Source organism: Bacillus sp. AFS031507 (assembly GCF_002584635.1).
Classification (GTDB): domain Bacteria; phylum Bacillota; class Bacilli; order Bacillales; family Cytobacillaceae; genus Neobacillus.
The window spans coordinates 67,036-93,174 of the sequence record NZ_NUOW01000015.1; the positions used below are offsets into that span (position 1 = coordinate 67,036).

Sequence of the window (26,139 nt, forward strand, 5' to 3'; positions counted from 1 at the left end):
TTTTTATGAAAATAAGCGCTTTTCTTTGTTAGTGAGTAATCCCCACCTTAGGTCTATCTCTCATCAACATACCTCCTAAAAGGATAAGCGGCAGGATATTGACTCCCGCAAGCACAGCCGCTTGAATATCTGTACCAATCAATAAACCGTGTATCGTAACAAATATATATAGGACCGGATTCAATGCGTGTAATTTCCGCCATTTTTGATAGCCGATTTTTTTTCGTGCTTTGGATGTAACGATGGTCATAATTAAGAAATAAAGGGAAAGTGCGCCCAGCGCCATTGGCCAGGGCTTATAGTCCGTATTAAACGGTATGAGTACTTCTAACCATTGTAACGAGATATATGAATCGATTAGTAAAAATCCTACGTGGCCAAGGACAAGATAAAGGGTCCAATTAGACAGTGATTCATGCAAAAATAGGGAAGCAGTGACCTTTTGCTTTCGCTTTTTCTGAACTTGAGAGTATAGTCCTATGATGACAGACAAGTAAAGTAAAAGGTAAGCTACCAAACCTGTAGCACGGATCATATACCATTCAAACATTTCCAAGTTACTCTCCTCCTCTCCAAATATCTCCGTCTTTAGTAATTAACACAGCCTGGACACCTTTTCTATTTATCCACTCTTGACCAGCCTGTTTACCAAGTAAAAGAACGGTTTTTGCCCAAACGTCAGCTTCCAAAGCAGTTGGGGCTGTCACTGTTGCCGATACAATCTTACTTTTACTAGGGTTTCCTGTTCGAGTATCAATCAAATGATGCGTCCACTCCCCATTCATCCGCCATGTTCTTTTCATGGTTGTGGACGTCGCAAGCGCACCATTTTGAACCTGAATCGAAGAAATCATCGTTGTTTCGGCAAATGGACTCTCGATCCCGATATTTAATGGTCGTGGCAACGTGCCGAAAATGCGGATATCACCACCCACGTTGATAAAGCCATAGCCCAACCTATCTAAAAGCAGTGCGGCACGATCAATTACCCAGCCCTTGGCCATTCCCCCAAGATCGATTTTTGATAATAGGGTTACGGACCGTTTACTTTCGTTTAGCATAAAAGGTTGCGAACATATCACAGCCATTGATGAAGGGGGAGTTACTGCTAACTCTTTCCCCTTTATCATTTCAATCGATTTTGAATAGCCGTGGTTTTCAAGCGTCGATAGAACGCTAGGATTAAAAATACCTTCCGTTTCTTCAAAAAATCGAAGAGCGTCTGATAGTATTGAAAACATCTCACTGCTAACGATGACTTCTTTTTCAACTTGTTGATTTAATCGTGACAGTTCACTATCAGAACGAAAACGGCTGCACGTATCCTCAATCAATTCAAATAGCTTGTAGATAGGCATTAAATCGTTAGCAAACAACTCTTGACTAATAGAGATTTGAACATTTGTACTCATTGAAGGAAACCGGTAGGTAAACATCAGGTTCCACCTGTAGTCGTGTCAAAGCCACTTTGTTGTCCCATTCCAGGTCCGCCGCCATTTGAGAATTGATCCTGTTGATTACTGTTTTCATTGAATTGATCATTATTATTCGAGTGCTGATCACTAGAATCAAAATTATTGTTAGAATCATCATTTTGATTGTATTGTGATGAGTTACCGCCATCAAAGGATTGATCAAAACCGCTACCATGGTCAGTACGTTGTTGTGTATTAAAGCCATCCTGTGATTGCTGATTAGAATTATTATTTGAGGATTGCCCTTGAGTAAGTGCCACTTGGTTGCTCTCTTGATCGCCATTTGATAGACCAAGAAATGATACCATTCCAGCTACTAATGCTAAACTCCCAAAACTAACGCCCCAAGAGATTTTTTGTTTTTTATCCATTTTTAATGCTCCTTTCTATAGGTGAAACTGTCTTTCTAAAAAGGAGTTTACAAGTTGAATCTTAAAATAACCTTAATTTTTCAGTCTGCTTATTTTTAAAATTCAGATAAGTTGTTAATAATGGTAGTAAAAAAGAGAGGGAGAGAGAAAAGTGATACAGGTTAAATTGTTTGATCGGGAGCATGAGAAGGATTTAGAAAAGGAAATGAATCGTTTTTTGAAAGGGCTGGATGAAACAAGCCTGCTGGATATTAAATATAATGTGGCAGCAATGCCGGAGGAAGAAGAAGAGGAGCAGATTTATTGTTTTTCCGCGATGATTATTTACAAGGCCTGACAAATAGTCAGACCTTTTTGTTTTTTGCAGACAGGGCTGCATTGGTACCAGCTAATCTTCCAGTTACAAGGGCAGAGGTAATATTATACCCTCCTGTATAACCATGAACATCAAGGATTTCACCGCAAAAATATAAACCGTTCATTAATTTTGAGCCCATCGTTTGTGGCTCGATTTCTTTAACAGACACTCCACCGCCAGTGACAAAAGCTTTTTCAAGAGGCAAGGTGCCATTTACTTTTATCAGGAAATGCTTGCAGCTCTTTGAAAAACTACGAATTTTTTCATTGGATATCGTGCCACCTTGCTCGGATGGGTCAATCCCATTATGTTCTAATAGAAATAGAAGATATCGTTCAGGGACTAGCCCTTTTAGCGTATTTTTAATGCTTTTCTTAGGCTCACTTTTTACAAGCGCTAGAATTTCTTGAAAAACTACTTCCTCTTTTTTGTCTGGTAAGGCATCAAGGCTCATGGTTACTTCTTTTAAATTCCACTTTTTCATAGCTTTGACTACGAACTGACTGCAGCGCAGCACGGCAGGTCCGCTGATTCCAAAATGGGTAAAAATCATATCCATGCGGTGCGAGATAATCGGCTTACCTTTCGGATTCAAAACACTTAAGTCAATGTCTCTTAGTGATAAACCTTGTAGGGCTTTATTTTTAATAAATGGTTCGCTAGAGGTGACAGGGACTTCAGTTGGAAACAGATCCGTAATCGTATGACCTGCTTTCTTCGCCCAGGCATACCCATCACCAGTTGAACCGGTATGTGGAACTGATTTTCCCCCAACGGCAATCACGATCGATTTAGCTGATAATTTTTGACCATCTTTCAACAAGACGGCAGAAACGGTTCCATTTTCATAGAAAAGGTCCTCTACAGGGCTATTTTTGAAAATCCTGACACGAAGCTTTTCTAACTGATTTAATAGGGCGTCAACAACAGATTGAGCCTTATTGGAAACGGGGAACATCCGCCCGTGATCCTCTTCCTTTAATTCGATACCTAATTTTTCAAAGAACTTAATAATATCTTCATTACTAAAGATTGAAAAGGCACTATATAAAAACTTACCGTTCCCCGGTAGATGCTTGATGATTTCCTCAATTGGCAGGCGATTCGTCACGTTACAGCGACCACCTCCGGAAATAGCTAACTTTCTGCCGAGCTTGTCTCCTTTATCAATTAAAAGTACTTTTGCGCCTTTTTCACCAGCTGCAATGGCCGCCATTAACCCAGAAGGTCCGCCGCCGATGACGATTACATCATAATCCATATTTCCACCAACTTTACTTTAATCCGTCACTCCATTATAAACATTTATCATCAAAATAAAACGAATGTGTCCTTTTTTTCGTAAATTTAACTTGGAAGTTAGTAGCGTCTGAGAGAAAGAAGTTGTAAACTACTAATAGTGTGCAAAAAAAGTCGAATTATTTGTGAAGAAGCGCACGTATTTCTTCGGGTAGGAAGGGATTCTATGCAGTCAAAGCTTTTAAGAGGAACATTTATTCTAACGTTTGGAACAATACTATCTAAGGTTATTGGATTAATTTATGTTATTCCGTTTTATCAAATTGTCGGGAAACACGGGACGCAGCTTTATTCATTTTCATATGTCCCATATACCATTTTTATCAGTATTGCAACGGCGGGTGTACCGTTGGCTGTTTCAAAATTCATTGCAAAATATAATGCACTTGAAGAGTATGCTGTTGGCCGAAAGCTGTTTAAATCGGGACTAGTGGTAATGTTGTTGACTGGGGTTGTGGCATTCTTAGTGATGTATTCCGCTGCACCTATGTTAGCTGAATTAAGTCATCCTGGTAAAGGACAACTGGCCAATGTTACGACGGTTATTCGGGCTGTTAGTTTTGCATTGATCGTTGTGCCAATTATGAGCTTAATCAGAGGTTACTTTCAGGGACATCAATCAATGGGACCTTCGGCTGTTTCACAGGTTGTCGAACAAATCGTACGAATTATTTTTACACTTGCAGGAGCCTATGTTGTTCTGAAATTTTTACATGGCACTATTGTTTCGGCAGTTAGCGTTGCCACCTTTGCAGCATTTGTCGGTGCTATCGGAGGATTAGTTGTTTTATTTTGGTATTGGTATAAAAGAAAACCCTATTTAGACGAACTACTTGAACATGATAAAGGGACCAGCCATATTTCTCTAAAGGAAATCTATAAAGAAATTCTATTATACGCAGCGCCCTTCGTTTTTGTCGGAATTGCCAATCCGTTATTTCAATTTATCGATCAAATTACCTTCAACCGGGCGATGTCCGCAATGGGCAATGCAAGGCAGATGGCTGATGCGGCCTTTGGTATATTAAATTTCGAGTCACATAAAATTGTCATTATTCCTGTATCACTTGCAACGGCCTTTTCCTTAACACTCATACCGAGTATTACAAAGGCATTTGTAGAGAATGATCAGAAAAACATGGACCGGCAATTAAACCAAACCTTTCAAGTTTTGCTCTATTTAACATTACCGGCTGCTATCGGGCTTTCGTTATTGGCCGAACCGGTTTACACAGCTTTTTATGAGCATGATAATCTTGGGACACAAGTATTAGGCGCCTATGCACCTGTTGCGATTCTTTTTTCCCTCTATTCTGTCACAGCAGCCATATTGCAGGGAATTAACGAACAGCGCTTTACCATCTTAAGCTTGCTTGTGGGTTTATTAATAAAATTTGCTCTAAACATTCCATTAATTAAAATGTTTGAAACAAGAGGGGCCGTTCTCGCCACAGCGCTTGGTTATACGGCAGCGATTGTCATTAATTTAATTGTGATTAAGTCATTCTCCGGCTATCGTTTCCGGCTGGTATGGCGGAGGAGTTTATTGATTATCATCTTCGCAGGATTGATGTGGGCAGGAACAGAAATTGTTTATAAATTACTATTACTATTCCTTTCTCCTGCATCAAAGGGTCAATCCGTCCTGCTTATCGTGATAAGTGCCGGAATGGGCGCCGTCATCTATTTTTACTTAGGCCTGAAATCAGGACTAGTGAACCGTTTATTTGGTGACAGGGTCGATCGAATCAAGCAAAAACTAAGGTTAAGATTTTAAAAATCTTCTTAAAAAGGAGATGGGACAATTGAGAATTGATAAAATGCTAGCTAATCTTGGCTATGGCAGCCGGAAAGAAGTGAAGCAGCTTTTAAAAAGTAGTGCGGTCAAGGTTGATGATGTGGTAGTCAAGGATGCAAAACAGCATGTGGATACGTCCAAACAAACCGTGACTTTAAATGGTGAGGTTATTGAATACAAAGAATTTATCTATTTGATGATGAACAAGCCGCAAGGGGTATTATCAGCGACAGAAGATAGCACTACCGAAACGGTTATCGATTTATTAGAGCTCGAGGACCAGGTCTATGAACCGTTTCCTGTTGGCAGATTGGATAAGGACACAGAAGGTTTACTGCTGATCACCAATGACGGTCATTTGGCACACAGATTACTTTCACCGAAAAAGCATGTTCCGAAAACGTATTTTGCTGTCATTGATGGTGAAGTAACGGAAAATGATGTCGTGGCCTTTGCTAATGGAGTAACCTTGGATGATGGCTACGAAACAAAGCCAGGTGAGTTGAAAATAATAAAATCCGGTATCCGTTCTGACATTGAGCTAACCATTACGGAAGGTAAATTTCATCAAGTGAAAAGAATGTTTGAAGCTGTTGGTAAAAGAGTGGTTTATCTTCAGCGGATTACAATGGGCCCCTTGCCGTTGGATGAGACACTGGAGTTAGGTGAATACCGGGAACTGACAGACGAAGAAGTAGAATTATTGCGAGGATATCAAGTGAAATAATCTTAAAATGTAAAAAGCAGCTAAAAAAATAGCTGCTTTTTCCTTTTAATAAATATTTCACTATAAAATAACGTTATTAAAGCGTAAATATGGAATTTTCTTGCCTTTAATAAGTTCAATCAGCGAATTTATGAATCCAATCAGCGAATCCATATTATGATATATGGTTGATTATTGATAGGCCTTCACATCTAACATTGTTTCTAAATCGACAATTTCAACATTTCTTTTTTGCAATTCTTCTATAAGGAGTGGTAAGGCTTTTTTGGTCTCACTCTTATCGGAATCGGAGTGCATTAAGATAATGTCACCGTTTCGAAGATTATCGATCACATTGCGAATGATATTTTTTGAATCCATTTGGGACCAATCCAGGGTATCAATCGACCAGAGGACAATGGAATAGCCCTCTTGTTTTGCAACCCCTGCCACCTGTACATTTGTATCTCCATATGGTGTACGAAGGATAGCCGGCTCCTTGCCAATAACTGATTTAATTGCTTTCCCAGCTTGATCAATTTCGAGTCTAGTAGCGTTTTTGCCTAATTTGGTTAATTCTACATGATTAAAGCTATGACTTAAGACTAAGTTTCCATTTTTAAAGGCATCCTTTACAACATCAGGATGCTTATTAACCTTACTGCCAATAAAAAAGAAGTTTCCTTTTACATGGTGGTTTGCCAAAATCTCAATGATTGCCGGTGTGATTACATCATCAGGTCCATCATCAAACGTTAGGGCCACCTGTTTTTTATCAGGGCCATTAATATAAACACTCTTTTGGTTTTTAGCAAAGAGGACGATATCTTTCCGCCATTTTTGCATCGAAGCCCAAGCTGATTCTGATAACTGATTGGAGCTTCCTTTTATATCAAGGATGTATTCGCTATTTGATGCTGTGATGGTAGATCTTTTTGGGTTAAAAACAGAAATATGATCTATCACATTACTACTTTTCGGAAAAATCAACTTAAGCTGAATTTGCTGCTTCAATTCATAAACATAAATATTTTCATTATTATTGTCTCGTATTTCCTTAGGCTGCCCGAATGATCTGACCACCATCTTGTCTGTAATTTCTTTGAGGTCCGCATCATAGGAACGAACGTCGAAAATTTCTCCTGCCTTGTTATAGCCTAAAACGATGTTTTTATTGTCATAGGTGGCATAGGTGCCAGAACCTGCCTGATCAACCTTGTCGGGTTCACCCCATTCAGAGTTAACTTGTTGGATTGTGCGATCAAACGTATTAAATGGACAATCCTTCACCATTCCTTTTTGAGCCAAATCCTTAATATTATCAAGCTTTTTTAAATAGGATTGGTTTATTTCCTTAGGCTGTAGGCCATTTTGCTTTTGCTGTACATTATTACTTGGATGCAGCTGTTCCGAATCACAAGCAGTTAATAGGGTAGACAAAGAGAAAATGACCGTCAAGATAGGTGTTAACAACTTCATTAGGGGTTTCACCTCCCATAATTTATTTGATCTATACTTGATTTAATAATAGCAAAGACATTCAATTTTGGGAAAATTCAACTCAATCGCATGAAAAAAAAGACAAGCAATCAGCTTGTCCTAGATTTAACGTTTATTTTCAATTAAGCCTGTAGGAAAGATTGTAACATCCAGTTATGTTTATTGAGTTTGCCGATTAGGCCTAAAAACATATCACTGGTTACCTCGTCATTGTTTTGTTCAGCAACTTCCATCCCAGCTTTTAATTCATCAATGATTAAGGAAAAGTCATGGACGATTGTCTGAACCATTTCTTCAGCAGTTAATGTTTCAATGGTTTCTTCAATGGTTGCAAGTTGAAGATATTCTTTAAGGGTAGAAATAGGACTGCCGCCAATGGTTAATAATTGCTCAGCAAACTCATCAATTGTCGCTGCTGCTTCCTCATATAATTCTTCGAATTTGGCATGTAAGGTAAAGAAGTGAGGACCTTTCACATACCAGTGAAAACGATGTAATTTAGTATATAGTATATTCCAGTTTGCAATTTGTTGGTTGATTACTTGTTCAACGGTCATTTTAGCATTCCTCCTAATTTCTTATCTGAATTAATTATATCATATATTATTTAAAAGTAAATATTAAATAATAATAATTATAATTAAGAAAGGGGGAACATTTTATAAAAAATTAGTAACTAGGTAGAACTCTGGGTATCTTAATAATATTTACTTGCAAAGGATACCTTAATTTTAAGGGGGAACTGTCATGAGACTTACACACGAGCAGGCTATTGAGTTACACGGCTTTAATAACTTGACGAAATCGTTAAGCTTTAATATGTATGATATTTGTTTTACAAAAACGAGGGAAGAACGTGAAGCCTATCTGAAGTATATAGATGAACAATACAGTGCAGACAGGCTGCAAAAAATTTTAACCCATGTATCAGATATAATCGGTGCCCATGTGTTAAATGTGGCGAGTCAGGACTTTGAACCGGCCGGAGCAAGCGTGACTCTATTGGTATCTGAGGGTCCAGTTGCGAATGCGCCGTCTGAATCCTTTGAGGAATCTCCGGGACCGCTGCCGGAATCTGTGGTGATTCAGTTAGATAAGAGTCATATCACGGTTCATACATATCCGGAATTCCACCCTGATGAAGGAATAAGCACATTTCGGGCAGATATTGATGTTTCAACATGCGGGGAAATTTCGCCCCTTAAGGCCCTTCATTATTTAATCCGATCATTTGAAACAGATGTGATGACAATTGATTACCGGGTCCGCGGTTTTACAAGGGATAAGACAGGGCATAAGCTCTTTATTGACCATGAAATAAATTCAATTCAGAATTACATCCCTGATGATGTTGGCGAATTATTCGATATGATTGACGTTAATGTCTATCAGGAACATATTTTTCACACAAAATGCAAGCTGCGTGAATTCGACTTAAATAACTATTTGTTTGGATATACAAAAGATAAGCTTTCCCCTGATGAACATATTGAGATTACGGAGCGATTAAAGATTGAAATGGATGAAATCTTTTATGGGAAAAATATTATCCAATAGTAAATGAAGCCGAAGGAAAAGCCATTAAGGTATATACGTTACTGGAACAGAGTCATAATTATGAATAGGGTCACATAGAAGGTGTCAACGTGCCCGAAACAGGGGCCTAACCAATGATAAGGGAACGTAGAAGGTATCTACGTTCCCCTAAGAATGCCAGAATGAAGAATTGGTTCACGTAGAAGGTGTCTACGTGACTGGAACGAATGGTGATTGAGAAACCAGTCTTTCAAAGTCAAATTTTAATCATCTAACAGATGATGCAGCATTCTATTTTTATCATCAAAAAATTGTTTCATAATCCGATAATGATTCGTTTCCTCAAGTGTATTTTCAATAATTCCTTCTTCCGTAAATTCAAAGATTTTTGCATCAGGATAAGCCATGATGATTGGCGAATGGGTAGCAATAATAAATTGGGAGTTATCTTTCACCAAATCATGAATCCTTGTCAGCATCGACATCTGCCGCAGTGGGGAGAGGGCTGCTTCTGGTTCATCTAAAATGTATATCCCATTACCGCCAAACCGATGAAGAAACGTGGCAAAGAAAGCCTCACCATGCGACTGTTCATGCAGGGAAACACCTCCGAATGATTCAATGACCCTTCTCCCGCCGCCTCCTTTATCCAGTTCCTCAATATTAGAAGCAACATTATAAAAACTTTCAGCGCGCAGAAAAAATCCATCCTTAGGTTTTTCGATACCCTTTATTACTTTGAGATAGTCTGCAAGAGGAGAATGTGAATCATAGGTTGAAAAATTAAAATTAAAGGACCCTCCCTCTGGATTAAAACCAACTGCTACAGCAATCGCTTCGAGCAGGGTGGATTTACCCATGCCGTTCTCCCCAATCAGAAAAGTAACATTCGGATGAAAAGCTAGTTCGTCTAAGCCTCGCAAACTGGGCAGGTTAAAGGGATATTTATTAAAAGAAGGAATTTCATCTCTTTTCAGATTAATTCTTCGTAAATATTGAGTATTTATCATATTTATTACCCCAATTTTTATTTTAATAAGGAAAGTTAGCAGATTGGTTAATATTAAAAGTAGCATATTTTTACTGCTTATCCTATATATTGAGTTGTAATAATTATGGATGAAAGTATATTGAATGAAAATTACGGTGACTTTACTTAATGTGAAGTCACCGTTTTTCTTTTTAAAAAAGAAATGCTTGACGTGCAACCAAATGGTGTTATATAGTTCTTAATGTGAAACCAAATGGTTTCGTAATGAAGTAATAATCGCAGCACAATTCGAGGAGGCAATTAAAATGGGAAATGAGTCACAGGCAACATTAGAAGATATAAAGTATACAGTCGTTTACAATGCTCCAATAGCTAAAGTATGGGATGCAGTAGCTACAGCAGAAGGTCTGGGTGCGTGGTTCATGCCTAATGACCTTCAACCAGTTGAAGGACATGAATTTCACTTAAATGCTGCGCAATTTGGCATGTCGCCTTGTAAGGTAACACATGTCGATCCACCTAAAAAACTTTCATTTAATTGGGGAAAAGATTGGACACTAACATTTGAATTAAAAGAACTGGATGATAAAACAGAATTAACTCTTATCCATAGTGGCTGGGACGCTAACAAAGTTACAGAATTCGGTGCTCCGCATACTCCGATCCGCGATAACATGAATCAGGGCTGGGCTGGTCTTGTGAAAAAATTGCAAGCATATGTTGAGGCATAAATGGCGTCTTCATCGGCAAAGCATGATGTTTTTCAAGCCATCGCTGATCCAACAAGACGAAAGCTGTTAAAACTTCTTAGCAAGGAAGAGATGCCTGTCACAGCGATAAGTGAACACTTTCCGATAAGCCGAACCGCTGTGTCCAAGCATTTACGTGTATTAGCAGATGCCGGGCTAGTTAAGGAACGGAAAGCGGGCAGGGAAACAAGGTACAAGCTGGAGCCGGAGCCCTTATATGAATTAAAAGATTGGCTCCAATATTTTGAGATATTTTGGGAAAATAAGCTCTCAGCACTTCGGCTATTTGTTGAGCCGGATGTGAAGGAAATCAAACATCTCCATCCGGCAACTGAAAAGCCAGAAGACGAAAAAGATTAAAAAAGTGATACCCATGTAAATATTGGGTATCACTTTTTTAGTTTTTAATGAGAGGTCTCCACGGCAGTCTTGGAATGTTGCAGATGACTTGTCACCCATCCAATTCCCCCCGATATTACTAGGTAGAAAAGTAAGATTAGTATTTGCTGTTGTAGTTGGGCCCAATCCCCTAGGGAGATAACATCTTGGAAGCTCCGTAATGAATGGGCCATTGGTAAAACATTACCGATCTTGCTTAGGATAGGATTACTCAATTCACCCGGGAATGTTCCACCACATGTAGCTAATTGTAAAACCAATAGTGTAACAGCCATAAATTTCCCTGCAACACCAAACAATGTCACTAACATAAGGATGACCGTCATGAAGGTTAAGGAGACAATGACACTGGATACAATAAACAAGGGAACACTTACCACATGTACTTTGAATCCGAAAAGGACTACCAAATCGACAAATAACACTTGTATTAATGCGATTGAGTACTTAAGTCCGAGTTTATTAATAAAATGCTCTGTTCCATTAACCTTAAGATCTTGTCTGCGCCCTAATGGAAGGATGTTAGCTGCCATTATTCCACCTACATAAAATGCTAAAGATAGAAAATAGGGGGTAATTCCAGTCCCATAATTCGGAACCTCGGATAAATCCGATTCTACTAATTTGACTGGTTCTGAGAACATCGAGGTTAATTGGTTATTATTATGGATACTAGACGTTTGCATAGCAGCATCATTTAATTTTGTGGCTAACTCGTCTGAACCAACGCTCAATTGATCCAAACCATCTACTAACTGATTGGTGCCGTTATCTAAGTTACTTCCACCGTTTGCTAAATCAACTATTCCATTATTTAAAGAGGAAAAACCATTTTTCCATTGAACGAAACCATTGGAAAAGTGTACGGTTCCCTCAGATAATTTGTTTGCCCCGGTGGCAGCATCATCCATTTTATCGCCAAGCTTTGTCATACCATCTTGGACTTTTGTTTGTCCTTGAACTAATTTGTTTGCCCCTTGAGCAAGTTGGACTTGACCACTTCTCAATGAATCAGCTGCTTTTGATAGGCCGGTTGACATGGCAGCAATTTGTTGGAAGGTAGGATCATTTTTCATATCAGGGTGATTTTGTAAAAATAGTTCTACTGCTTTCGATAATTCATCTGTCGTGTTTTTCACCCCTGCTTGACCTTGAGATAACCTTTCACTATTCAAAGCCAAAGATTGCATGCCTTCCGTTAATTGTTCCATCCCAACTTCTACACTTGCATGACCTTCAGAAAGCTTTTCCATGCCATTAGAAAGTGCTAGTGAGCCCTCTTTTAAACCGGCAAGCCCATGAGTCAATTTTTGTTGACCGTTTGAAAGCCGCTGACTCCCATCCTCTAACTTTTTTGCACCATCATTTAAGCGGTCGACACCATCTGACAGCTGGATCATTCCATTCTTAGCATCGATTGTTCCTTGATTAATTTTTGACGCACCATCGCCGGCATCACGTAAGCCGTCTGCTAATTCAACAAACTTTGAAAATACGCCATCTGCGTAGGATTTCGTGATGCTAGCTGCTATTTTTGTCTTCATTTCTTCCGTTGCGGTCGTACTAATTTGTGAGGCAACAAAGTTTTTTCCTGGATTTATTTTAAAATTTAGTTTTGCCTGCTCGGGATGTTCATCCATTAATGTACTAACTTTTTGTGAAAAATCTTTTGGAATCGTCAAAACCATATAATATTTCCCGTCTTTCAACCCTTGGTTTGCGGTCTTTGCAGAGAGGAAATAGAATTTGAGATCCTTGTTTTCTTTTAAGTTTTTGACAAATTCCTGACCTGCCTCAATCGACTTGTTATCCATCATCGATCCATGATCTAGATTGACGACAGCGACAGGAAGTTGATCTAACCGTCCATAGGGATTCCAGTAACCAGCAAGAAAGAAACCAGAATAAATTAACGGAACGATTAATAGGAACACTAAGGCGATCCTTCCGTGCTTATGATGCCACATCATCTTTAAATCCCTAAATACTAAGTGAATTCCTTTCATAATGACCCCTTTACATTTAAGTTTTTTACATAACCACAATGATAAATACTTTTACGTATATTGTATAATATATAATTAGTTATCATTTAGTAGCTTTCAATCTATTGATAAGGGGGCATAATTGATGGAGTTTTTACAATTACAGTATTTTCAAACAGTTGCCAGACTTGAGCATATGACCAAAGCCGCAGAAGAACTTCAAATTGCCCAACCCTCTTTAAGTAAAACCATAGCACGATTAGAGGAAGATTTGGGTGTTCCATTATTTGATCGGAAAAATCGACAGCTCCGGTTAAACGACTACGGAAAACTGTTTTTAGATCGAGTGAATCGGATATTTTTAGAATTAAATGAAGGGAAAAGAGAAATTGCTGAAAGAGCTCATCAAAAGCAAACGCAAATTACTTTAGCGGTCAGTATTCCAAGGGTCCTTCCTGAGTTATTGAGTTCTTTTTTAAAGCTTTTTCCCGAAATTAAATTTCAACAAGTCCTAGAGTCAACCTCCTCAATGAAAAGCCGGCTGGAAAAGGCGGAGATTGATTTTGGTATTTCATCCGTGCCTATTGAGGGGACGGATATCGTCTGGGAACCGCTAATGACTGAAGAAATCTACTTAATTGTTCCCCCAGATCATCATTTATCGAGGAGAGAAGAAATATTTCTTAATGAAGTAAAGGACGAGCCTATTATCGGTATGAATACTGGTTTCGGATTTAGAAACTTAACAGATGAATTTTGTCGTAAGGCAGGATTTGTTCCAAACATTGCTTTTGAAGGAGATGAGCCGGGGGTGATAGGGGATTTAGTTAAACAAGGTTTAGGGATTGCTTTTATTCCAGAAATTTCGTGGCTCCATCATACGAATCCCTTTCCAAACAAACTGAGAATCATTGAACCAAAATGCCAAAGGACCATTGGGTTAGGCTGGTCAAAGAGGCGTTATTTATCTGAGGCGGGACAAGAATTTCGTCAGTATGTGATCAAGTACTTTTCAAAGCCTTCTCTTTGAAATAGCAAAAAAGGCCAACAAGTAAATTGAGGGCCTTTTCTGTATCTATTAAGCGGTAATTTCATTCAAACCATTTTTTCTAACAAGAAATGAGAGGATGATTAACAAGCCAATCGTTACCAAGCTAACGGATGTCCCAATTAGATTATTTGGATTAAACACAAATCCAATAAAGATAATACTTAAAGATACAATGGCGAAGATGGTCGTATATGGAAACCATTTTACGTTAAATGCCGGTTGACTTTTGTAAAGTGGTCTTAGTTTTAACTGAGCTGCACAAATACTAATCCAGAGTAGCATGACTGTAAACCCTGGAATGGTCATGAGATAGCCGATTACCTGACTAGGTGTTAGATAGGCTAGGTAAACACCTGCTAGTATACATATACTTGTAAGTATTATTCCAGTTATTGGAATTCCCTTTGCAGAGAGTTTTGCTAACCCCCTAGGTGCAACGCCACTTTGTGCCATGGAAAACAGCGTTCTGGATGTCGCATAAATACCTGAATTTGCAGCGGACAGCACGGCTGTCAGCAGGACAAAATTCATGATATGTGCTGCTCCAGGCAACCCTGTTGTACTGAAGACCTGAACGAAGGGACTGTTTGCGCCCGTAACCTTGTCCCAAGGCATGAGTCCACAAATGATTAGTATTGGTAATATATAAAAAATAATAACACGCCAAACTGCCCCTTTAATAATCTTTGGCAATACTCGTTCAGCATCCTTTGTCTCGGTAACAGCGATCCCAATTAACTCCGCACCACCATACGAAAACATGACCACTAAAAAGGCGCTGAAAGTTCCACCTATTCCGTTCGGGAAAAATCCGCCGTGTGCTGTGTAGTTAGCGAGCGGATCCTGGATCGAGCTTGGAATAATTCCTAATAGGAGTGAAAAGCCTAAAATGATAAACGCTATCAGCGCTATGATTTTAATTCCAGCAAACCAAAATTCAAGTTCCCCATAATTTTTTACTTGAGTAAAATTAATTCCTACGATTATAACTGCGCAAAGGAAACTTAACACCCATAATGGTATTGTAGGAAACCAAAATTGTAGGAAACTTCCCGCTGCTAATAATTCAACAACCGTAACAAGAATCCAGTTGATCCAGTAAAGCCATCCCACGATATACGAAACTTGGAATCCAAATGCTTTGTTTACTAAATGCTGTACATTTAAATTTGGAAAAGCAAGCGCCATTTCCCCTAAGGCAGCCATTATGATAAATAGTAAAAGGCCGCCAATTAAATAGGCAATTACAACACTCGGTCCTGCAATCGCCAAGGTGTCGGAACTCCCTTTAAAAATCCCCGTACCAATCATACCAGCTAAGGCTATAAACTGGACATGCCTCGGTAATAATCCTTTTTGTAAGTTCTGATGATTATTTTTCATGTTATTCCTACCCACTTATCTTTTTTGCTTAGACGCTTTTAAGCGCTAAAGTATTTTTTTGATATTAATATACTACCATACTATTGAAAACTGTCAATTAGTGTTGAAGATTTTAGATCAACCCATATTACTGTTTCCACACAAATATAGTGGCTCAGCTCCTTCCCAGCGTGTTCTTGCTATGGGGTTAAAATATTATCCATAAGAATTTTTTTTGGTTGAAGGAAACATTGTTTGAAATGGCGAATATAATTAATTAAGGCAGGAGATGATTAATATGTTCGTAACCCCTCGATTGCAACGGAGGATTTTCATTTATTCCTATGTTTTTAGAAAACTAGGGATCCTAAGTGAACAGGAATATCAAAAAATCACGAACCAAGTACATGAGCACCATTGATTTTAGACAAACAAAAAGCACGCGAGATAGGCTCGCGTGCTTTTTTATGAAATTATGCTCATTTATTTTCTTATTAAGAAGACATTTTTACTCTCTTTTGTGTTGTCGTCCATTTTCCGCGGCTTGGGCTAATTACCAAGTCATTATAGGCTAAGACATTTAAATCTCGTTGAATGGTGCGAGGAGTGATACCAAATTCCTCTACAAGTTCTTGCGTAGAAACAGTGCCGTTATTGCGGATAAACATGTAGATACATTTGATGCGGTTTAACATCCGGTTAGTTGAAGGTTTCAAAGAACCACTCCCTATCCTTTTTTCAAACCCATGGCAATACCCTGCTACCGACAGCCTATTTGAAGATTCCTCTTCAAGAATATGTAGTTTTCTTTTCCGCGCAGACATCTCCTTTTCATGGATGATTACTGTGGATACTTAGATGTCTTACATCTAACCTTATTGTACCCACAAAATCAGAAAATTTCCACCAATATACTTAAATTTACAAAATAAACATCTAATATTTACAAAAATTGTTCGGATTTTCGCCCTCCCTTACCATACTCTTACTATAGGTTATGGGCGATAATGTATGGATTATGACTAATTATTTGAATTTTTAGTTAAATCGGTTGATTTATTTTTTGCATAATAAAAAAACAACGTTTATTGAAGCAAAATTGATAAAATATTTACAATAATGATATTGTTATGGTGGAAGTGAATTCATCAACGATAGGGGGATTTACATCTGACGAAGATTGATTGGATGAGTGAAGTTGAAAAAAGAAAACAGTCCCTGATTACGGACACACAGGATTTACTTTGAATTGGCCATGAATGAATAATAAATAAAAAGGGGATATAGGAGAATGAAATTTGCAATCTTGAATGGGGAAATTATTGAGCGTTCAGAAGCAAAGGTTGATGTGGAAGATCGCGGCTATCAATTTGGTGATGGTGTATACGAAGTTATCCGTGTCTACAACGGAAAAATGTTCACAGGAACGGAACACATGAATCGTTTTGTGAAAAGCTTGGGTAGTATTGGGATTGAACTCCCGTATACTATGGAGCATTTAATGAATTTGCTAGAAGAGCTTGTTGCAAAAAATAATCTTCAGTTAGGGACCATTTATATGCAAATTACGAGAGGAGTCGCCCCCCGTAATCATGCGTTTCCGGCGGAAAATATACCTCCCAGCCTTGTAGCTTATACAAAGGAAGCGCTCAGACCTTTGGAAAGTTTGAGGGATGGAGTAAAAACAATCGTAACAGAAGATATTCGTTGGCTGCGTTGTGACATAAAAAGTTTGAATTTGCTAGGCAATCTATTAGCGAAACAAAAAGCGGCTGTTGAAGGTTGCTTTGAGGCGATCCAACATCGCAGCAGCAATGTTACCGAAGGAAGTTCGTCGAATATCTATATTGTCAAAAATGGTGTTGTTATCACGCATCCGTCGGATAACTTAATTTTAAAAGGGATTACAAAGGATGTAATATTGCAGATTTGTACTAGCAATAATATTGTGGTGGAAGAACGAATATTTACACTTGATGAATTGGCCTCTGCTGATGAAGTGTTCCTATCAAGTACTACTTCAGAGGTAATGCCGATTATTGAAGTGGATGGGAAAGAAGTTGCTGAGGGTATACCAGGCCCTGTTACACGAAGGCTGCAAGAAGCATTTGAGCAAGAAATTGAAAAACAATGCGGGGCACTTAAAGATAAAACCCTTAATTAATTAAAAAAGACGTGAACACAAGTAAAGTGTCCACGTCTTTTTTAATTAATATTGAAACAGATCACTGGATAAATATCGTTCCCCCGTATCACAAGCAATACAAACGACCACATCATCTGGAGTTAATCGTTTGGCAACTTCTAATGCGGCGAAGCAAGCACCGCCAGAGGATGGTCCGACTAGAATTCCTTCTTCGACAGCCAACCGACGTGCGATATCATAGGCATCTTCATCATTGATTTGATGAATTTCATCATAGACATCTTGATTAAGAATAACTGGGATAAAACCTGGGCTTGTCCCAACTAGCTTGTGTTTACCTGGTTTTCCGCCGGATAAAACAGGTGAGCCTTTCGGTTCGACAACATGGACGGTTAAATTTTCATAATGCTCTTTTAATGTTTCCCCTGTGCCAGTGATGGTTCCTCCAGTTCCAGCTGTTGCGACAAAAGCTGCCAGCGGTTTACCGATTTCCTTCATCGCTTTGATAATTTCAACAGCAGTAGTGAATCGGTGCGCATCTGAATTTGCGGGATTTTCAAATTGCATGGGGACAAAACTATTTGGAATCTCACTTGCTAATTCAAGTGCTTTTTGGATAGCTCCGGGCATTTTTTCAGCCCCAGGTGTAAGGACAACCTCAGCCCCGTATGCCCTTAGGATGCTGATTCGTTCTTGTGTCATCGTATCGGGCATCACGATAATCGATTTATAGCCGCGAGCAGCAGCATTCATGGCAAGGCCAATCCCTGTATTTCCACTGGTCGGCTCAATAATCGTTGAACCTGCTATTAATTTTCCAGCCTTTTCTGCTTCGATAATCATATTAAAAGCTGCCCGGTCTTTAACGCTCTTGCTGGGATTAAAGTACTCCAGTTTTAAATAAACCGAGGCCCCGTCCTTTGGTGCTAAGCGATTTAGTTTCACTAATGGTGTATCTCCGATTAATTCAGCGATATTGTTGACTACTTTCATAGGGACCTTCCTTTCAATACCTTGAAGTAAGTTCTTAATTTATAGTTTCCTATCTAATAATAAATAAATTTATGCTCTATGTAAAAAATATCGGGTAATTGTCTGTTTGCTAATAGATACATTTAGGACAAAATAGACTAAAATTAACTAAAGAAAGGAAGATAACAATGGAACATCGATCCCATTTTTTCTTTGCCGTAAGAATACCAGAACAAACAAAGTTTACGATGCAAGAACATATGGAAAAAATAAAGGAACGAATACCATTTAGCCGCTGGGTTCATTATCAAGATTTGCATATAACCCTAGCATTTCTAGGCAGTGCTCCACCTGATAAACTTACACTTGCAGAAAATAATGTTAAGGATGCCCTTAAAGATGAGAAGGCATTCAACCTGAAAATCAACAAACTTGGATTTTTCGGAAGTGCTGATTCTCCTCGTGTTTTTTGGGCCGATACCGAGGAAAGCAAACATTTACAAACCATCAGAAAAAAGGTGTTTTCTGCTTGTGAGAATGCAGGGTTTCAACTTGAAACCAGACCCTTTCGACCTCATATAACACTTGCTAGAAAGTGGGGCGGAGTCCATCCTTTCCAAAAGGAAATGCTTGATTTATGGGAAGAACTTCAGCCTAACCCTCTTTCATTTGAAGCAAGTGAAGTAGTATTATATCGGACAAACCTTAACAAAATACCCAAGTATGAAGCCCTAAAAATATATCCTTTAAATTACACAAAAACATAAACTTAAAATAAAGGTTGGTAATATGAAACAAATTTACTTTATTATTAATCTAAAAGCTGGAAATGGCCACTGCTTTAAGATTTGGGAACGGGTGGAACAGCAACTCAAAGGTGAACAGGTGTCCTACCTTGCATTCTTTACCGAATATCCAGGCCATGCCAATATCCTTGCCAGCCAAATTGCGTTAAAGAACCCTGAGCAAAAGATGATCATCGCTGTTGGCGGAGATGGAACGATGCATGAAGTGGTAAATGGAGCAGTGAAGGATAATAATATTACACTGGGATTTATCCCTGGTGGGTCTGGAAATGATTTTTCCAGAGGATTTCAAATTCCTGTCGACCCCGTGGAAGCAATAGCAGTGATTCTCCGCCTCGCGAAACATAAGGGTCTGCCTATTGATATTGGGAAAATTACCATGGATGATTCGAATCAGCACTATTTTATTAACAATATGGGTGCTGGCTTTGATGCAATCATTTCTTATGAAGTTAATCACTCCCGGATGAAGGCTTTACTCAATAAACTTTCGTTGGGCAGGTTGGTTTATGTTTATTTTCTATTAAAAAAATTATTTACTTATAAAACCTCAACAATTGATTTATCAATTGACGGAGAAAAGCATATATTTGAACAAACATGGTTTGTAACGGTTTCCAATCAACCATATTATGGCGGTGGAATGAAAATTGCCCCTGTGGCCGAGCCTGATGATGGTCTTTTTGATATAACCGTTGTTCAACGATTATCAAGGTGGAAGCTGTTACTCGTTTTTATCAGTGTGTTTTGGGGGAAGCACATCCATTTTAAAGAAGTGAAAACTTATAAAGGAAAGGATGTTTCTATCCAATCCCCTTCAGCCCTTTTTGTTCACGCAGATGGGGAGCATATTGGATTTACTCCTTTGAATATACATCTTCAAGCAAGAGCTTTGGAAGTGTTGTCGAGAATAAAACGTCCGGAAGAAGTGGAGTTGAAAGAGAGGGACTCGAATGATTGCTACTGACCGAAATTTCTTTGCCTATCTAGATGAGATGAAGATCATTACGATTCTTCTACCACTTTCCTATCATCACGGTTTGTCATCCACTTTCTTGATTTCTAGTGATTTTCAAGAACATCCCTTGAAAATCATCGAGAAAAGACAAATAGATAATAATATGAAATATATTTGTGAATTTTCAAAAGATTATTCCTTTGAAAAACAATATGTGATTATTGATGAACATGGCGGGAAAACAGACCTGCATATTGGTGCAGTGATTCGAACGGACGCCTTTGACGAGAAATTCTATTATGACGGTAATGACCTTGGTGTTACCTTTCATGCTGGCCAAACCTGTTTTAAGCTATGGGCCCCAACCGCCACACAAGTTAAATTAAAGTTACGTCCTGCTAATAGCAGTTTTTCAGAAATTGTAAAAATGAAACGAGAGGATCGCGGCATATGGTCTGTTACTGTCAACCGTGAATTAGAATACTATCAATATAGTTTCCTCATCCTAGTTAATCAAGAATGGCGAGAGGCTACAGATCCTTATGCTAAGGCTGTGTCGGTCAATGGCGAGTTTGGAGTGATTGTGAGGCTTGAGAAAACACATAGGCCGCGTCCTAACTTACCCGCTATTGAAAATGCCGTAGATGCAATCATTTATGAAACACATATCAGAGACTTAACGATTCACCCTAAAAGTGGTGTAAAGAATAAAGGACTTTATCTAGGTGCGGGCGAGCTAAATACAAAAGGGATAGACGATGAACCTACAGGATTATCTTATATAAAAGACCTTGGTATTACCCATATAGAATTCCTCCCCTTCCATGATTTTGCTGGCGTCGATGAACTGCAACCAAATAATGAATATAATTGGGGATATAATCCTCTCCATTTCAATGCTCCCGAAGGAAGCTATTCAACGAATCCTGCCGATCCATATTCAAGAATCATGGAGTTAAAACAGTTAATTGATCAAGTTCATAGTCTTGGACTACGAGTGATTATGGATGTGGTTTATAATCATGTTTACATCCGTGAGAATTCCTCCTTTGAAAAGGTGGTCCCGGGTTATTATTTCCGTCATAACGAAATTGGACTCCCCTCCAACGGTACTGGGGTTGGGAATGACATTGCATCAGAACGAAAAATGGTCAGAAAATATATTGTTGATTCGATTCGTTATTGGCTGGAGGATTATCATATCGATGGTTTTCGCTTTGATTTGATGGGGATATTGGATGTAGAGACCATGAACGAGGTAAGGAAAGTGTGCGACAGCCTGTCAAAAGGAACAATCATCATCGGTGAAGGCTGGAGTCTCAACACACCTCTTCCAGTTGAGCAGAAAGCAACAATAGCAAATCAGGCAAAAATGCCACAAATAGCTCAATTCAATGATAAATATCGTGATTGTATAAAAGGTAGTTCATTTAACTTGTTTGATAAAGGCTTTGTCTTAGGAAATGAGCACTATGTTGAGGCCGCTAATGAGGTTATAACGGGCAGTATCGGTTTTACGAAACAGGGGTTGGCCCTTTTTAATGAACCTTTTCAATCTGTGAACTATGTGGAGTGCCATGATAATCATACAATGTGGGATAAACTTATTGCCTGTCTCCCCGATGCAGAGGATTCGTTACGAATGAAATATCATCGTCTCGCAACGAGTATTGTCTTATTATCACAAGGAATTCCATTTCTCCACAGCGGCCAAGAGTTTTTTCGAACAAAAAAGGGTGATGGAAATAGTTATCGTTCTCCTGATCCAATCAATCAACTGGATTGGGATAGAAAGATTATATATAAAGAAAACGTAAAATATATTAAAGGACTTATTCAAATCCGTAAATCTCTTTCTTTTTTCCGAATGAGAACTTCTGCTGAAATCCGTGCAAATATACGCCAATTACCATTAGCAGCACCAATGTTGGGGTATTTGTTTAATAGGGAAAATGATGTAATCTTATTAATTAATCCTTCGTTAAAGAAGCAAGCGATTTCGATACCAGAAGGGGACTGGGCTGTTTTAGCTGACCATGAACAAGCTGAAATTTCCTCCAAAAAGATTTTGCATGGTGGCGAAGTTTTGATAGAGCCAGTTTCCATAAATGTTTTGCTGAAAAAATAGTTTCTTCAGATTTACTTGACGAAAAAAGGTAATCCGAGATAAAATTTATTAAGATGGCTATTGTGTGCAATGGTTTCAATAGCTTTTTTTTATTTCTTAAAAATAAAAAGCTGTTAATGAAACTGTGGTAATATAGGACCTTCCGGCAGCGCAGGTTTTACCTCTTAGAAATAAGGGGAATGAGCCCATTAGAACGGCATAAATTGAAGGTGAGCAATTTTGGATCATATACTAGGACAAGAATGGGAAATTACCCCTGCTGGAGGCAAAACAGGTGAAGCCTTTTATGCGAAACATAAAGACCAAAGGCTTTTTTTAAAGCGGAATTCTTCTCCGTTCCTTGCTGTACTCTCAGCAGAAGGCATCGTCCCAAAGCTTGTTTGGACAAAACGGTTGGAAAGTGGAGACGTCATAACTGCACAGCAGTGGCTTCCCGGCAGAGAGTTAAAGCCGTCTGAAATGAACCAAGAACTCGTGGCGAGACTGCTTAAGAAAATTCATTGCTCCGAGCCAATGCTAGGAATGTTAAGTCGATTAGAGAGCTCTCCAATGCATCCTGAACCGTTATTGCAAAGAGTTGCAAACGAGTTAGATGAAGAGGTACTCCTAATGCCTGAATCGCAAAAAGCAATGAACTTTTTAAAAAAAGAAGCTTTAAATGTTTATTGCGATGAAAAGGTGGTTTGTCATGGTGATGTCAACCATAACAACTGGCTGCTTGCAGAAGACAACCAGTTGTACTTGATTGATTGGGACGGGGCAATGATTGCCGATCCCGCTATTGACTTAGGGCTGCTCCTTTATTGGTATATTCCAGAAGAAAATTGGCAGGATTGGCTTAAGCTTTACGGAAAAAAGCTGACAGACAACCTAAGACTGCGCATGAAATGGTATGTGACCATTCAAACGCTTTCTTCTATTCAATGGTATAAAAATAAAAATCGCTTGGAAGAAATGAACATATGGATAAAGTTCTTAGATGGAATTCTCTAGTTAAGAAAACTGACCAATATCGCTAACCCAATTGGATAAATTTTCTTGGTTTGATAAGATGTGTTGATCTAAATCTGCTGTGCCAACCCCATGTTGGCTGTACTGATATACTTCCTGTAAGATATTTTTAACATTTTGATCAACCTGTGTATTAACCATTAGGGATTTCACTAAGCGTTCCAGTTGTTCACATTCTGAAACGGACCCGCAGCAATCTGTTTGATGATTGTTTAATATATCTTTTAATAATGTAACTTGGTCACCATGACTTAATGGCATGAATGTACACCCTCTCAAGTGTTATTTAAAAAAAAGAACTCACACTGTTAGGTTGTGAATTCTTTTTTTGTTTATGCATCATCTTATTTCCATATAGTTAAACTTGTAAGGACAAATGGTGCATGATATGTAGTAAACAATATTATTTTTAGGAGTGTCATAAATGAGAGTCAGACATAAACCTTGGGCAAAGGAAAAAATAGAGCAGCATCCCCAATATATAGTTGCCAATCCAGAACAATATAAAGGAAAATGGCATGAAGTATTTGAAAACGATCATCCACTTCATATTGAAGTGGGCACAGGAAAAGGTCAATTTATTACGGAAATGGCGAAAGCAAATCCGGGGATTAATTATATTGGGATTGAAATATACGACAGTGTCATCATTACAGCTTTGGACCGCTTAATTGAAGCCGATTTACCGAACCTCAGGCTTCTTAACGTAGATGCAAATGATTTAGCAAAATACTTTACAAAGAATGATGTGGACCAAGTCTATTTAAACTTTTCTGACCCATGGCCAAAATATCGTCATAGAAAAAGAAGATTAACATATAAGGATTTCTTGAAGCTTTATGAGGATATTATGGTTAATGGTGGAGAAATCCATTTCAAAACCGACAACCAAGGGTTATTTGAAAATTCTTTAATGAGCTTTTCGGAGTACGGTTTATTATTAAAGTACATTAGTCTAGATCTTCATAAAAGTGATTATGAAGGTAACATCATGACAGAGTATGAAGAGAAATTTTCAGAAAAAGGAAGTCGCATTTATCGTTGTGAAGTAAAGTATCAAAACTAAATTTTAGGGACAGTTCAATTTTGAACTGTCCTTTTTCGTTTCTCTAAATAGTTAGTCAATGTTAATATATAGAAAAAGGCACAAAGGGGGATGGAAAGTTGGAAACATTAAAAATAGGCGGCGTAACATTAACTTGGTTATCTGGAGGGGTAACCAATTTAGATGGTGGTGCCATGTTTGGGGTTGTTCCAAAAGGGTTATGGTCCAAGAAATATCCACCCAATGAGAAAAATCAAATTGAATTGCCAACAGATCCCATGTTACTTCAAATGGATGGAAAGAATTTCTTAGTAGAAACCGGTATCGGAAAAGGAAAGTTAACGGAAAAGCAATTAAGAAATTTTGGAGTCACCAAGGAATCGGAGCTTGATGAATCATTAATAAAATTAGGGTTAAAAGCAGAGGAGATCGATTACATCCTGATGACCCATATGCACTTTGACCATGCAGGCGGCCTAACCAAGTTTGAAAATGAACAATATGTTTCTGCATTTCCCAATGCACAAATTATTACCTCACAAGTAGAATGGGACGAAATGCGTAACCCCAACATTCGTTCGAAAAATACATACTGGACAGAAAACTGGGAAGCCATTGAATCACAGGTGGTTCCTTTCAAGGAAAACTGGAATTTAGGGGCGATTACAATGGTCCATACGGGCGGGCATAGTGATGGACATTCCATCCTTATCGTAGAGGACGAGGGAGAAATGTTAATTCATATGGCAGATCTGATGGCAACACATGCCCACCAACCAGTATTATGGGTAATGGCCTATGATGATTACCCTATGACCTCAATAACGGCAAAGGAAAAATGGTTGTCATACGGCTTTAAAAAAAATGCATGGTACAGCTTTTATCATGATGCCTATTACCGGGCAGTGAAATGGGACGCTGACGGAACGCAAATAGTGGAGAGCTTAAAAAGGGAAAGATAAAGAAAAATAGCCGTATCCCTTTTAAGGAACGGCTATTTTTACTAAGAAACACTAGATAAATTACGCACGTCCAAAAGTGTTCCTGTTTGGGCATCAGCAATGAATTCAAATTGTTCGTTTGTGCCATTGTTGTTTTTAGAAATACCACCTTTGTAAACACGATAATTGATTTGCTGCTTTTCATACGGCTCTGCTTCCATATGTATCCATGACCCGCTAATCGGTCCATTCTGATTAAATTGTTTTTTGACTTGTTCTAATACTTTTTCAGGTGAAACATTGGTCTTACAGTTAATCATTTCTTTAGCAGCAAATCCACCGATAATACCAACTGCTGCACCGAGGAAAAACGACTTCCAATTCATAACAGGACCTCCAAAAAAAATAAATTTGGAAAAGATTACTATCAAGAATTCTCTTCTTTAGTATATCGTATTTGCCATGTGGAACATAATATGACAAATATTAAATTCAATTGTTGGAAAGAGAAATCGAAGTTCTGTAATATAAAAATATCTACATAAACTACCA

Annotated in this window: 27 protein-coding genes; 14 read left to right on the forward strand and 13 right to left on the reverse strand. The window is 38.4% G+C overall.

Going from position 1 to position 26,139, the window contains the following annotated elements; translation table 11 throughout:
* Window positions 1-28: 28 nt before the first annotated feature.
* The 3 genes from COE25_RS16030 to COE25_RS16040 are packed head-to-tail and all read right to left on the reverse strand — an operon-like array spanning window position 29 to window position 1,846.
* Entirely contained in the window at window positions 29-550 is a 522-nt protein-coding gene (locus COE25_RS16030; protein ID WP_257208860.1) for a ferric reductase-like transmembrane domain-containing protein, read from the reverse strand.
* 7 nt (window positions 551-557) lie between these two features.
* Window positions 558-1,436 carry an FAD:protein FMN transferase gene (locus COE25_RS16035; protein WP_098933314.1) on the reverse strand — a complete coding sequence of 293 codons (879 nt, stop codon included), beginning with the start codon at window positions 1,434-1,436 and terminating at the stop codon, window positions 558-560.
* A complete protein-coding gene (locus COE25_RS16040; RefSeq protein ID WP_098933315.1) occupies window positions 1,436-1,846 on the reverse strand; it encodes a hypothetical protein in 411 nt (136 codons plus the stop codon). The genes COE25_RS16035 and COE25_RS16040 overlap by 1 nt, the downstream gene beginning before the upstream one ends.
* A gap of 151 nt (window positions 1,847-1,997) precedes the next feature.
* Here COE25_RS16040 and COE25_RS16045 point away from each other — a divergent pair, with 151 nt between their 5' ends.
* Window positions 1,998-2,183 carry a sporulation protein Cse60 gene (locus COE25_RS16045; protein WP_088089308.1) on the forward strand — a complete coding sequence of 62 codons (186 nt, stop codon included), beginning with the start codon at window positions 1,998-2,000 and terminating at the stop codon, window positions 2,181-2,183.
* A 7-nt stretch (window positions 2,184-2,190) separates the two neighbouring features.
* On the opposite strand, the gene COE25_RS16050 is transcribed toward COE25_RS16045, so the two are convergent.
* A complete protein-coding gene (locus COE25_RS16050; RefSeq protein WP_098933316.1) occupies window positions 2,191-3,465 on the reverse strand; it encodes a BaiN/RdsA family NAD(P)/FAD-dependent oxidoreductase in 1,275 nt (424 codons plus the stop codon).
* Between the two features lie 204 nt (window positions 3,466-3,669).
* On the opposite strand from COE25_RS16050, the gene COE25_RS16055 reads away from it, so the two are divergent.
* On the forward strand, window positions 3,670-5,280 hold the full coding sequence (locus COE25_RS16055) for a putative polysaccharide biosynthesis protein (RefSeq protein WP_098933317.1): 1,611 nt from the start codon (window positions 3,670-3,672) through the stop codon (window positions 5,278-5,280).
* Window positions 5,281-5,308: 28 nt separating this feature from the next.
* A complete protein-coding gene (locus tag COE25_RS16060; RefSeq protein ID WP_088089305.1) occupies window positions 5,309-6,028 on the forward strand; it encodes a 16S rRNA pseudouridine(516) synthase in 720 nt (239 codons plus the stop codon).
* 171 nt (window positions 6,029-6,199) lie between these two features.
* On the opposite strand, the gene COE25_RS16065 is transcribed toward COE25_RS16060, so the two are convergent.
* A complete protein-coding gene (locus COE25_RS16065; RefSeq protein WP_098933318.1) occupies window positions 6,200-7,486 on the reverse strand; it encodes a DUF4309 domain-containing protein in 1,287 nt (428 codons plus the stop codon).
* 143 nt (window positions 7,487-7,629) lie between these two features.
* The gene (locus COE25_RS16070) at window positions 7,630-8,064 is read right to left on the reverse strand and encodes a Dps family protein (protein WP_088089303.1); all 435 of its coding nucleotides are present in this window, start codon (window positions 8,062-8,064) and stop codon (window positions 7,630-7,632) included.
* A gap of 190 nt (window positions 8,065-8,254) precedes the next feature.
* On the opposite strand from COE25_RS16070, the gene speD reads away from it, so the two are divergent.
* The gene (gene speD / locus COE25_RS16075; RefSeq protein ID WP_088089302.1) at window positions 8,255-9,064 is read left to right on the forward strand and encodes an adenosylmethionine decarboxylase; all 810 of its coding nucleotides are present in this window, start codon (window positions 8,255-8,257) and stop codon (window positions 9,062-9,064) included.
* A gap of 242 nt (window positions 9,065-9,306) precedes the next feature.
* On the opposite strand, the gene COE25_RS16080 is transcribed toward speD, so the two are convergent.
* Window positions 9,307-10,053, reverse strand: a complete 747-nt coding sequence (locus tag COE25_RS16080) for an AAA family ATPase (protein ID WP_180247515.1) — start codon at window positions 10,051-10,053, stop codon at window positions 9,307-9,309.
* Between the two features lie 286 nt (window positions 10,054-10,339).
* On the opposite strand from COE25_RS16080, the gene COE25_RS16085 reads away from it, so the two are divergent.
* Window positions 10,340-10,765, forward strand: a complete 426-nt coding sequence (locus COE25_RS16085; RefSeq protein WP_098933319.1) for an SRPBCC family protein — start codon at window positions 10,340-10,342, stop codon at window positions 10,763-10,765.
* Window positions 10,766-11,143 carry an ArsR/SmtB family transcription factor gene (locus COE25_RS16090; RefSeq protein ID WP_098933320.1) on the forward strand — a complete coding sequence of 126 codons (378 nt, stop codon included), beginning with the start codon at window positions 10,766-10,768 and terminating at the stop codon, window positions 11,141-11,143.
* 44 nt (window positions 11,144-11,187) lie between these two features.
* Here the strand turns inward: COE25_RS16090 and COE25_RS16095 are convergent, their stop codons facing one another.
* Window positions 11,188-13,188 (reverse strand): YhgE/Pip domain-containing protein, encoded by a 2,001-nt coding sequence (locus tag COE25_RS16095; protein WP_098933321.1) that lies wholly within the window; start codon window positions 13,186-13,188, stop codon window positions 11,188-11,190.
* Window positions 13,189-13,312: 124 nt separating this feature from the next.
* Between COE25_RS16095 and COE25_RS16100 the strand changes: the two genes are divergently transcribed.
* Window positions 13,313-14,197: a LysR family transcriptional regulator gene (locus COE25_RS16100; RefSeq protein WP_098933322.1), complete on the forward strand. Its 885-nt coding sequence runs from the start codon at window positions 13,313-13,315 to the stop codon at window positions 14,195-14,197.
* Window positions 14,198-14,245: 48 nt separating this feature from the next.
* Here COE25_RS16100 and COE25_RS16105 read toward each other — a convergent pair whose 3' ends face one another.
* Both COE25_RS16105 and COE25_RS16110 read right to left on the reverse strand, forming a co-directional pair.
* A complete protein-coding gene (locus tag COE25_RS16105) occupies window positions 14,246-15,601 on the reverse strand; it encodes an amino acid permease (protein ID WP_098933323.1) in 1,356 nt (451 codons plus the stop codon).
* A gap of 473 nt (window positions 15,602-16,074) precedes the next feature.
* A complete protein-coding gene (locus tag COE25_RS16110) occupies window positions 16,075-16,296 on the reverse strand; it encodes a DeoR family transcriptional regulator (RefSeq protein WP_066260326.1) in 222 nt (73 codons plus the stop codon).
* Between the two features lie 575 nt (window positions 16,297-16,871).
* Here COE25_RS16110 and dat point away from each other — a divergent pair.
* Window positions 16,872-17,744, forward strand: a complete 873-nt coding sequence (dat, locus tag COE25_RS16115; RefSeq protein ID WP_088089296.1) for a D-amino-acid transaminase — start codon at window positions 16,872-16,874, stop codon at window positions 17,742-17,744.
* Between the two features lie 45 nt (window positions 17,745-17,789).
* Here the strand turns inward: dat and cysK are convergent, their stop codons facing one another.
* On the reverse strand, window positions 17,790-18,719 hold the full coding sequence (gene cysK, locus COE25_RS16120) for a cysteine synthase A (RefSeq protein WP_088089295.1): 930 nt from the start codon (window positions 18,717-18,719) through the stop codon (window positions 17,790-17,792).
* 167 nt (window positions 18,720-18,886) lie between these two features.
* Between cysK and thpR the strand changes: the two genes are divergently transcribed.
* The 4 genes from thpR to COE25_RS16140 all read left to right on the forward strand — a co-directional run bounded on the left by thpR (window position 18,887) and on the right by COE25_RS16140 (window position 23,583).
* Complete coding sequence (gene thpR, locus COE25_RS16125; RefSeq protein WP_098933324.1) at window positions 18,887-19,465, forward strand: RNA 2',3'-cyclic phosphodiesterase; 579 nt, start codon at window positions 18,887-18,889, stop codon at window positions 19,463-19,465.
* A 22-nt stretch (window positions 19,466-19,487) separates the two neighbouring features.
* Window positions 19,488-20,471 (forward strand): diacylglycerol/lipid kinase family protein, encoded by a 984-nt coding sequence (locus COE25_RS16130; protein WP_098933325.1) that lies wholly within the window; start codon window positions 19,488-19,490, stop codon window positions 20,469-20,471.
* On the forward strand, window positions 20,458-22,590 hold the full coding sequence (gene pulA, locus COE25_RS16135) for a type I pullulanase (RefSeq protein ID WP_098933326.1): 2,133 nt from the start codon (window positions 20,458-20,460) through the stop codon (window positions 22,588-22,590). The genes COE25_RS16130 and pulA overlap by 14 nt, the downstream gene beginning before the upstream one ends.
* 219 nt (window positions 22,591-22,809) lie before the next feature.
* The gene (locus COE25_RS16140; protein ID WP_088089291.1) at window positions 22,810-23,583 is read left to right on the forward strand and encodes a phosphotransferase family protein; all 774 of its coding nucleotides are present in this window, start codon (window positions 22,810-22,812) and stop codon (window positions 23,581-23,583) included.
* On the opposite strand, the gene COE25_RS16145 is transcribed toward COE25_RS16140, so the two are convergent.
* Window positions 23,584-23,862, reverse strand: coding sequence for a YtzH-like family protein (locus COE25_RS16145; protein ID WP_088089290.1), 279 nt, complete (start codon window positions 23,860-23,862; stop codon window positions 23,584-23,586).
* Window positions 23,863-24,025: 163 nt separating this feature from the next.
* On the opposite strand from COE25_RS16145, the gene trmB reads away from it, so the two are divergent.
* Together trmB and COE25_RS16155 are read left to right on the forward strand one after the other, a co-directional pair.
* A complete protein-coding gene (gene trmB, locus COE25_RS16150) occupies window positions 24,026-24,667 on the forward strand; it encodes a tRNA (guanosine(46)-N7)-methyltransferase TrmB (protein WP_088089289.1) in 642 nt (213 codons plus the stop codon).
* Window positions 24,668-24,765: 98 nt separating this feature from the next.
* A complete protein-coding gene (locus tag COE25_RS16155; RefSeq protein WP_098933327.1) occupies window positions 24,766-25,608 on the forward strand; it encodes a YtnP family quorum-quenching lactonase in 843 nt (280 codons plus the stop codon).
* A 41-nt stretch (window positions 25,609-25,649) separates the two neighbouring features.
* Here the strand turns inward: COE25_RS16155 and COE25_RS16160 are convergent, their stop codons facing one another.
* Window positions 25,650-25,973 (reverse strand): PepSY domain-containing protein, encoded by a 324-nt coding sequence (locus COE25_RS16160; protein WP_088089287.1) that lies wholly within the window; start codon window positions 25,971-25,973, stop codon window positions 25,650-25,652.
* Between the last annotated feature and the right edge of the window lie 166 nt (window positions 25,974-26,139).